This window comes from Streptomyces sp. NPDC048671, from assembly GCF_055587045.1.
The window spans coordinates 119,768-128,617 of sequence record NZ_JBVJHB010000020.1 but is presented as its reverse complement, the minus strand read 5'-3'; the positions used below and the strand labels follow the sequence as shown (position 1 = coordinate 128,617).

The 8,850-nt window shown below is 69.4% G+C and carries 7 protein-coding genes; 5 read left to right on the top strand and 2 right to left on the bottom strand.

The window, feature by feature from the left end:
* Positions 1-141: 141 nt before the first annotated feature.
* Entirely contained in the window at positions 142-1,158 is a 1,017-nt protein-coding gene (locus tag ACZ6S6_RS33075) for a terpene synthase family protein (RefSeq protein ID WP_469708579.1), read from the bottom strand.
* Between the two features lie 307 nt (positions 1,159-1,465).
* Here ACZ6S6_RS33075 and ACZ6S6_RS33070 point away from each other — a divergent pair, with 307 nt between their 5' ends.
* The 5 genes from ACZ6S6_RS33070 (at position 1,466) to ACZ6S6_RS33050 (ending at position 7,960) form a co-directional block, all read left to right on the top strand.
* A complete protein-coding gene (locus ACZ6S6_RS33070; RefSeq protein ID WP_362967333.1) occupies positions 1,466-2,932 on the top strand; it encodes a GuaB1 family IMP dehydrogenase-related protein in 1,467 nt (488 codons plus the stop codon).
* A gap of 225 nt (positions 2,933-3,157) precedes the next feature.
* Positions 3,158-4,615, top strand: a complete 1,458-nt coding sequence (locus ACZ6S6_RS33065) for an aldehyde dehydrogenase family protein (protein ID WP_362967331.1) — start codon at positions 3,158-3,160, stop codon at positions 4,613-4,615.
* A 138-nt stretch (positions 4,616-4,753) separates the two neighbouring features.
* Positions 4,754-5,209 (top strand): Lrp/AsnC family transcriptional regulator, encoded by a 456-nt coding sequence (locus tag ACZ6S6_RS33060; protein ID WP_362967329.1) that lies wholly within the window; start codon positions 4,754-4,756, stop codon positions 5,207-5,209.
* Between the two features lie 199 nt (positions 5,210-5,408).
* Positions 5,409-6,206: a carbon-nitrogen hydrolase family protein gene (locus tag ACZ6S6_RS33055; RefSeq protein WP_362967327.1), complete on the top strand. Its 798-nt coding sequence runs from the start codon at positions 5,409-5,411 to the stop codon at positions 6,204-6,206.
* 53 nt (positions 6,207-6,259) lie between these two features.
* On the top strand, positions 6,260-7,960 hold the full coding sequence (locus ACZ6S6_RS33050) for a flavin monoamine oxidase family protein (RefSeq protein ID WP_469708570.1): 1,701 nt from the start codon (positions 6,260-6,262) through the stop codon (positions 7,958-7,960).
* A 6-nt stretch (positions 7,961-7,966) separates the two neighbouring features.
* Here the strand turns inward: ACZ6S6_RS33050 and ACZ6S6_RS33045 are convergent, their stop codons facing one another.
* Positions 7,967-8,815, bottom strand: a complete 849-nt coding sequence (locus tag ACZ6S6_RS33045) for a fumarylacetoacetate hydrolase family protein (protein WP_362967323.1) — start codon at positions 8,813-8,815, stop codon at positions 7,967-7,969.
* Positions 8,816-8,850 lie beyond the last annotated feature (35 nt).

Here is an 8,850-nt window from a genome sequence, read left to right as displayed (position 1 = left end):
GGCGCGGCCCCGCCCCCGCCCCCCCCCCCCCCCCCCGCCCGGCCCCGCCCCGGGGGGGGGGGGGGGGGGGGGGGGGGGGGGGGGGGGGGGGCGCCCCCCCCCCCCCCCCCCCCCCCGCGTCCTTGACGCCGCGAGCCAGGGTCAGTCCTGCCGGACGCCCAGGACCGTCGCCTCCAGATACTGCTCCGGCTCCTTGTACTGGCTGACGTCGGCCGGGTTGTACCGGGGCGTCTGCCGGGACCAGTCGAGATTGCCGCGCATCCAGCTCCGCATCCCGTCCAGATACGGCTTCAGCATCCAGTCGAGCTGCGGATACGCGGTGAGCAGCTCGGCCTCCGCGGTGAGGAAGCGCTCGGTCTCGGCGGCGATCTCCGCGCAGACGTGTTCGAGCGACTGCTGCTTGCCGTACCCGCGGTGGTGCCGGACCAGATGGACGAGATTGTGGATCTCGCCGAGGACCTGCTCCTTCTCGTAGGAGTACACGTCATTGGCCCAGCACACGACGTTGCACGAGGCCTCCAGCGCGGTGATGAACCGGGGATCGTTGTGGATCGACTCGGGCGCCTCGATGCCGGCCACGATCTCTATCAGGTCCATGCAGACATGTATCGCACCGGTGTGCCGGCGCTTCTCGATGTACGTCGCCTCGGGCGGGACCACGCCGTCGGCCCGGTTCCCGGCCTCCCAGGTGGTGGCGGTCGTGAGGTACGTCATCAGGTGATACGTGAAGCGCCGCCGCCACTGCGGTGCGGCGGCCGGCACCGTGCGTTCCCACAGATCGGCGAGGGCGACGACAGCGGCCGGCAGCTTCTCGTCCGCCGGTGCGCCCCCGCCGTCGACCACGGAATGCATCAGGGCGACCACGCTCCGCACCCGGTCCGGGCTGCGGCCGAGGTGGCCGTCGTCCAGCTGGTCGTCGACGAGAAACAGCCAGACGAACCAGTCGGCGACAAGGTCCAGATTCTCACTGTCGGCGGTCGGGTACACCATGCCCACGAAGGCTCCGAAGTCCGCGTGCTCGAAGCGCTCCCTGGCTGAATCCCGGTGCACAAGACCGGTGTTGCGGATCCAGGTGTCGAGGTGTTCCCGTACGTGCCCGACGTGCGGATTCGTGCGCTGGGGGAACGGGCAGTAAATGTCCGGCAGTTCGCTCTCCACGGGCGGGTCGTGATCCTCTCCGGTCGTGCGTATGACGGAAGTTGTGACCATTCCGCCTGTTCCTCCGGGGCATGTGTCTGACCCTCGGGACCTGCGGCTTTGAAGCTACCTGACCCCTTGTCACCAGGTCCAGGGATGATGATCCCGAATGATCGGGAAGCCGTCCGGGTAGGGTCTGTGGGTAAGGCAGGTTCCACTTGCCAGGGACTCCCGGTCCTGTTCCTCGGAGGAACATACGAGCGCGGGAGTCATTTGTTGTGTCATCGTGGAAACGACCTGCGCCATTTCGTATGAAAATATGAGTGTTATGCGTTTTCTTGAGCCCGGCACCGGTCGATACACAGAGTCCCCCGCGGTCCCGTACGACCTCACGTACGACGACGTCTTCATGGTCCCGGGCCGGTCGGCGGTCGGATCCCGCCAAGGGGTCGACCTGTCCTCGCCCGACGGCAGCGGCACCACCATCCCGCTCGTTGTCGCGAATATGACGGCTATCGCGGGCCGCCGGATGGCCGAAACGATCGCCCGTCGCGGTGGTCTCGTCGTCATTCCGCAGGACATCCCGATCGAGGTCGTCACCGAGGTCATCACCTGGGTCAAGACGCGCCACCTCGTGCTCGACACGCCCATCGTGCTGGCCCCCGGCCAGACGGTCGCCGACGCGCTGTCCCTGCTGCCCAAGCGCGCCCACGGCGCCGGCGTCGTCGTCGACAGCGAGCGCCGGCCCGTCGGTGTCGTCACCGACCACGACCTGACCGGCGTCGACCGCTTCACCCAGCTCTCCGAGGTCATGTCCAAGGACCTGGTGCTGCTCGACGCGGACATCGACCCGCGTGACGCGTTCAACAAGCTCGACGGTGCCAACCGCAAGCTCGCCCCGGCGGTCGACGCCGAGGGCCGGCTCGTCGGCATACTCACCCGGAAGGCGGCACTGCGCGCGACGCTCTACACCCCCGCCACCGACGCGGGCGGCAAGCTGCGGATCGCCGCCGCCGTCGGGATCAACGGTGACGTGGCCGGCAAGGCCAAGCAGCTCCTCGACGCCGGCGCCGACACCCTGGTCGTCGACACCGCGCACGGTCACCAGGAGTCCATGATCAGCGCGGTCCGCGCGGTCCGGGCGCTGGACCCCCGGGTGCCGATCGTCGCGGGGAACATCGTCGCAGCCGAGGGCGTGCGCGACCTCATCGAGGCCGGCGCCGACATCATCAAGGTCGGTGTCGGACCCGGCGCCATGTGCACCACCCGGATGATGACCGGTGTGGGCCGGCCGCAGTTCTCCGCGGTCCTGGAGTGTGCCGCGGAGGCGAAGAAGTACGGCAAGCACGTCTGGGCGGACGGCGGCGTCCGCCACCCGCGCGATGTCGCCATGGCGCTCGCCGCGGGCGCGTCCAACGTGATGATCGGCTCCTGGTTCGCCGGGACGTACGAGTCGCCCGGCGACCTCCAGCAGTCCGCCGACGGCCGCTTCTACAAGGAGTCCTTCGGCATGGCGTCCGCACGCGCTGTGAAGAACCGGACCTCCGACGAGTCGGCGTACGACCGGGCCCGCAAGGCGCTCTTCGAGGAGGGCATCTCCACCTCGCGGATGTTCCTGGACCCGTCACGTCCGGGCGTCGAGGACCTGGTCGACTCGATCATCGCGGGCGTCCGCTCCTCCTGCACCTACGCCGGTGCGGCCTCCCTCGCGGAGTTCGCCGAGAAGGCGGTCGTCGGTGTGCAGAGCGCCGCCGGTTACGCCGAGGGCAAGCCGCTGCACGCCAGCTGGAACTGATCCCGCACCACCGCCATCGCACCATCCGTGCCCCTTCCGGCCGCTCGCGCCGGAAGGGGCACGAGCGTTTTCAGGGAACTCGCGGACGTTCCCGGAGGCTTGCGCGGGCCGTTTCAGTTGTCCGGAACCGGGTGCCTGTGAACGCTTTCACGCTTTCCAACTCACTTGAAGATTAAGTAATATGAATCCCAATCAGCTTCCCGCCTCTCTGCGATAAGGGATCTCATGTCCTTCTTCACTGACCTGGCCCATCAGTACATCGACGGCGAGTGGAGGCCGGGCAAGGGGTCCTGGGACATCATCGACTTCAACCCCTTCGACGGGGAGAAGCTCGCCTCGATCACGGTCGCCACGGCCGACGAGGTGGACCAGGCCTACCGGGCGGCCGAGGCGGCTCAGCAGGCGTGGGGCGACACCAACGCGTACGCCCGGCGTGCCGTGCTGGAGAAGGCGCTGCGGATCGTCGAGGACCGCGAGGCCGAGATCGGTGACGCGATCGTCGCGGAGCTCGGTGGCACGCGTCTGAAGGCCGCCTTCGAACTGCATCTGGCCAAGGAGTTCCTGCGCGAGTCGATCCACCTCGCGCTGCGGTCGACCGGGCAGATCCTGCCCTCCCCGACCGAGGGCAAGGAGAACCGGGTGTACCGCGTGCCCGTCGGCGTGGTGGGTGTCATCAGCCCGTTCAACTTCCCCTTCCTACTGTCGCTGAAGTCGGTCGCCCCCGCGCTGGCGCTCGGCAACGCCGTGGTGCTCAAGCCCCACCAGAACACGCCGATCTGCGGCGGCACCCTGGTGGCGAAGGTGTTCGAGGACGCCGGGCTGCCGGCCGGACTCCTGAACGTGGTGATCACCGACATCGCGGAGATCGGTGACGCGCTGCTGGAACACCCCATTCCGCAGGTCATCTCCTTCACCGGCTCGGACAAGGTCGGGCGGCACGTGGCGACCGTGTGCGCGACGAACCTCAAGCGTTCCGTGCTCGAACTCGGCGGCAACAGCGCGCTCATCGTGCTCGATGACGCCGATGTCGACTACGCGGTCGACGCGGCGGTCTTCAGCCGTTACGTGCACCAGGGGCAGGTCTGCATGGCCGCCAACCGGATTCTGGTCGACCGTTCGGTGGAGCAGGAGTTCACCGAGAAGTTCGTGGCCAAGGTCGCCTCGCTGCGCGTCGGTGACCCGGCCGACCCGGCGACCCAGATCGGTCCGCTGATCAACTCCACCCAGGCCGAGGCGATCTCCGCGCTCGTCGACCAGACCGTGGAGGCCGGTGCGACCGCGCTGCTGCACGGGCGGGCCGACGGCAATCTCGTCAGCCCCTCCGTGCTGACCGGCCTGGCGGCCGACTCGCCGGTGCTGTCCCAGGAGATCTTCGGCCCGGTCGCGCTCCTCGTGCCGTTCGACGGTGAGGACGAGGCCGTCCGGATCGCCAACGACACCCCGTACGGGCTGAGCGGCGCGGTGCACACCGGCAACGTCGAGCGCGGTGTCCGGGTCGGGCAGCGGATCCGCACCGGCATGATCCACATCAACGACGGCACGGTCCACGACGAGCCGATCGTTCCCTTCGGCGGCGAGAAGAGCTCCGGGCTCGGGCGGCTGAACGGCGACTCGATGCTCGACGCCTTCACCACCCAGAAGTGGATCTCCGTACAGCACGGGCGCTCGCAGTTCCCGTTCTGACCCCGCTCCACCTGCGGTGAGCGCGCCCTGCCGGGCGGGCCCATGGTCTACTTCGGGGGCGGCACCGCCGCCCCCGAACCGGCCGTCGCCATGGCCCCCACCCGGCCATCGCCATCGCAGAGAAGTGATCCGTACGACGTGCGACTGAACGACCTCGACGAACGCATCGTCCACGCCCTCGCCGACGATGCCCGTCGCTCCTACGCCGACATCGGCTCGATCATCGGGCTGTCCGCGCCCGCGGTGAAACGCCGGGTGGACCGGCTGCGCGCCGAGGGCGCGATCACGGGATTCACCGTACGGGTGGATCCGGCGGCGCTCGGCTGGGAGACCGAGGGGTTCATCGAGATCTACTGCAGCCGCAACACCTCGCCGGAGTCGATCAAGCACGGTCTCGCCCGGTATCCGGAGGTCGCGTCGGCGTCCACGGTGACCGGGGACGCCGACGCGATCGTCCAGGTGTTCGCGGCGGACATGCGCCACTTCGAGCAGGTGCTGGAGCGGATCGCGGGCGAGCCGTACGTGGAGCGGACGAAGTCCGTGCTGGTGCTCTCGCCGCTGTTGCGGCGGTACTCGTCGGGGTCGCCGGGGTAGCCGGATCCTGGGGCAGCGGGTTTGTCCCCAAACGCCCGACGGGCCGCGTTTTGCCGCGTCGCGCAACGAATCGTCGCGCACGGCCGCTCGGACGCAACGGATCAACGGTCCATGCGCAACGGACGCGCCTTGTCCGGGGGCGATCGCGGACCGTACCGTCAATATGTCCCCGCCCCGCCCGCACCGCCCGAGGTCTGCCATGCCGCCGTTGCGCACCGCCCTGCTCCAGAGCTCCGGACATCCGGGCTCGGTGGCCCGGAACATCGAGGTCCTCGAAGACGCCGCACGGGACGCCGCGGCCGGCGGGGCCCGGCTGCTCGTCTGTCCCGAGATGTTCCTGACCGGGTACGCGATCGGGAACGACGTGCCCCGGCTGGCCGAGGCCGCCGACGGGCCCGCCGCGCGAGCCGTCGCCGCGATCGCCGCACGGCACGGGATCGCCGTTCACTACGGCTACCCGGAGCGGGACGGCGACACCCTGTACAACGCCGCCCGGCTCATCGGGCCCGACGGCACCCCGCTCGCGAACTACCGCAAGACCCATCTCTTCGGCGGCTTCGAGGAGCAGTGGTTCACCCCCGGCGACCAGCCGGTCGTCCAGGCCGAGCTGGACGGCGTCCGCATCGGGTTCCTGATCTGCTACGACGTCGAGTTCCCGGAGAACGTACGGGCGCACGCCCTCGCCGGCACCGACCTGCTGCTGGTACCCACGGCGTTGATGCACCCCTTCCCGTTCGTCGCCGAGTCCGTCGTCCCGGTCCGTGCCTTCGAGAGCCAGCTGTACGTCGCCTACGCCAACCGGACCGGCCCGGAAGGCGAGTTCGAGTTCATCGGACTGAGCTGCCTGGCCGGCCCCGACGGCACGGTCCGCACCCGCGCCGGACGCGGCGAGGAACTCGTCCTCGGAGACGTCGACCCGGCCCTGCTGACCGCGTCCCGCGCCGCCAACCCGTATCTGCGCGACCGCCGCCCCGGTCTGTACGGCTCCCTCGACTGAGAGGCTGCCCGCCGCTGCGCCCACTCACTTTTCCCGCAAGGAGTCCGTACCCCATGACGTCCACGGTGCCCACCGCCGTCCAGCACACCGAGGCAGCCCAGCCGATCACCATGTTCGGGCCGGACTTCCCCTACGCGTACGACGACTTCCTCGCGCATCCCGCCGGGCTCGGACAGATACCGGCGACCGAGCACGGCAGCGAGGTCGCGGTCATCGGCGGCGGGCTCTCCGGGATCATCACCGCCTACGAGCTGATGAAGATGGGGCTCAGGCCCGTCCTGTACGAGGCCGACCGGATCGGCGGACGGCTGCGTACCGTCGAGTTCGACGGCTGCACGGTGGACGGGCAGCCGCTCACCGCGGAGATGGGCGCGATGCGCTTCCCGCCGTCCTCGACCGCGCTCCAGCACTACATCGACCTGGTCGCACTGGAGACGAAGCCGTTCCCCAACCCGCTCTCCCCGGTCACCCCTTCGACCGTCGTCGACCTGAAGGGCGAGTCGCACTACGCCCGGACCATCGACGACCTCCCGCAGATCTACCGGGATGTGATGGACGCCTGGAACAGCTGCCTGGAGGAGGGCGCCGACTTCTCCGACATGAACCGGGCGATGCGCGAGCGCGATGTGCCGCGGATCCGGGAGATCTGGGCCCGGCTCGTCGAGAAGCTCGACAACCAGACCTTCTACGGCTTCCTCTGCGACTCGGAGGCCTTCAAGTCCTTCCGCCACCGCGAGGTCTTCGGGCAGGTCGGCTTCGGCACGGGAGGCTGGGACACCGACTTCCCCAACTCCATCCTGGAGATCCTGCGCGTCGTCTACACCGAGGCGGACGACCACCACCGCTCCATCGTCGGCGGCAGCCAGCAGCTTCCGCTGCGCCTCTGGGAACGCGAACCGCAGAAGATCATCCACTGGCCGCTCGGCACCTCGCTGGCCTCGCTGCACGACGGGGAGCCGCGTCCCGCCGTGACCCGGCTGAACCGCACCGCCGGGAACCGGATCACCGTCACCGACGCCTCCGGCGACATCCGCACCTTCCGGGCGGCCGTCTTCACCGGGCAGTCCTGGCTGCTGCTCTCCAAGATCGCCTGCGATGACGCGCTCTTCCCGATCGACCACTGGACGGCGATGGAGCGCACCCACTACATGGAGTCCTCCAAGCTGTTCGTCCCCGTCGACCGGCCGTTCTGGCTGGACAAGGACGAGGTGACCGGCCGCGACACCATGTCGATGACGCTCACCGACCGGATGACGCGCGGCACGTACCTCCTGGACGACGGCCCGGACAAGCCGGCCAGCATCTGCCTCTCGTACACCTGGTGCGACGACAGCCTGAAGTGGCTGCCGCTCTCGGCGACCGAGCGCATGGACGTGATGCTGAAGTCGCTCGGTGAGATCTATCCGGGCGTCGACATCAGGAAGCACATCATCGGCAATCCGGTGACGGTCTCCTGGGAGAACGAGCCCTGTTTCATGGGCGCGTTCAAGGCCAACCTGCCCGGCCACTACCGCTACCAGCGGCGGCTGTTCACCCATTTCATGCAGGACCGGCTGCCCGCCGACAAGCGGGGCCTGTTCCTGGCGGGCGACGACATCTCCTGGACGGCCGGCTGGGCCGAGGGGGCCGTACAGACCGCGCTGAACGCCGTCTGGGGCGTGATGACCCAGTTCGGCGGTGCGACCGATGCGGCCAACCCCGGCCCCGGAGACGTCTTCGACGAGATCGCCCCGGTCGAACTCCCGGAGGACTGAGGGCGGTTACGCGGGCCGGCAGACGCTGCGCTGCCGGCCCAGGCCGGAGATCTCGACCTCCATCACGTCGTCCGGGCCCAGGTAGGGGAAGCGGCCGGACAGGGCCACGCCCTGCGGCGTACCGGTGTTGATGATGTCGCCGGGCTCCAGCACCAGGTACTGCGACAGATGGTGCACCAGATGCGCCACGCCGAAGATCATGTCCGCGGTGGAGGAGTCCTGCCGGGGCTCCCCGTTGACATGGCTGGTCAGCCGCAGCCGCTGCGGGTCACCGGCCTCGTCGGCCGTCACCAGGACCGGGCCCAGCGGGTTGAACGTGGCGCAGCTCTTGCCCTTGGACCACTGGCCGCCCGACTCCTCCAGCTGGAAGGCGCGCTCGGAGACGTCGTTGCTCACCGCGTAGCCCGCGATATGGGCGGCGGCGTCGGCGGGGGAGTCCAGGTAGGAGGCGCGGCGGCCGATGACGACGGCCAGCTCCACCTCCCAGTCGGTCTTCTTCGAGCCGCGCGGGATGAGCACGTCGTCGTACGGGCCGACGACCGTGTTCGGGGACTTGTAGAAGAGGATCGGCTGCTCGGGCGGCTCGGCGCCGGACTCCGCCGCGTGGGCCGCGTAGTTCTGGCCGATGCACAGGAGCGCGGACGGCCGGGCCACCGGGGCGCCGATCCGCTCCCCGGTGATGTCGGTCTCCGGGAGCTTCGGCTCGGCGGGGATCAGGTGCGGATTGTCGGCCAGCGCGGCGAGGAACGCGCCGTCGATGTCGTCGGTGATGCCCGACAGGTCGTAGTGACGGCCCTCGGGGCAGACGGCGACCGGGCGCTCATGGCCCGGCTCGCCTATGCGCATCAGTCGCATGACGGGTGGATCTCCTGACGGGTACGGGAACGGGT

Excerpts from the sequence above, each read along its gene's own strand:
- ACZ6S6_RS33065 (WP_362967331.1), top strand. The coding sequence starts at position 3,158 with ATGTCCTTCTTCACTGACCTGGCCCATCAGTACATCGACGGCGAGTGG.
- ACZ6S6_RS33050 (WP_469708570.1), top strand. The coding sequence starts at position 6,260 with ATGACGTCCACGGTGCCCACCGCCGTCCAGCACACCGAGGCAGCCCAG.
- ACZ6S6_RS33070 (WP_362967333.1), top strand. The coding sequence starts at position 1,466 with ATGCGTTTTCTTGAGCCCGGCACCGGTCGATACACAGAGTCCCCCGCG.
- ACZ6S6_RS33055 (WP_362967327.1), top strand. The coding sequence starts at position 5,409 with ATGCCGCCGTTGCGCACCGCCCTGCTCCAGAGCTCCGGACATCCGGGC.
- ACZ6S6_RS33045 (WP_362967323.1), bottom strand. The coding sequence starts at position 8,815 with ATGCGACTGATGCGCATAGGCGAGCCGGGCCATGAGCGCCCGGTCGCC.